Annotated in this window: 1 protein-coding gene; it reads right to left on the reverse strand. The window is 33.0% G+C overall.

Features of this window, described 5'->3' with window-relative positions:
• The coding region (locus tag EII42_RS12720; protein ID WP_305000360.1) for a phosphoribosylaminoimidazolesuccinocarboxamide synthase at nt 1-124 on the reverse strand (124 nt) is incomplete at its 3' end.
• Nucleotides 125-303: the final 179 nt, after the last annotated feature.

The raw sequence follows: 303 nt of genomic DNA on the forward strand, positions 1-303 counted from the left end.
CATCTAAAATTACATCAAATGCGGACAAACGATCTGTTGCAACCATTAACATACGTTGATCATCAATTTCGTATAAATCACGAACCTTACCCGAATAAATTTTTTTCAAACTAAATTGTGTCATATGCTTACCTTTTTGGCTTATTAATAAAATCAGGCGCTATTCTACCTCAGCCCACTTTAGTTACGCAAACGATTACGCTATTTTGCAACAGCTATCAAGGAGAGAAAAAGCAATCTATTACGAAATTGTCAGTAGTGCGAAGAATGAAAATTATCAAAGAGTTCAAGATAATTTAAAGA

Source organism: Tessaracoccus sp. OH4464_COT-324 (assembly GCF_003932855.1).
Classification (GTDB): Bacteria; Actinomycetota; Actinomycetes; order Propionibacteriales; family Propionibacteriaceae; genus Arachnia.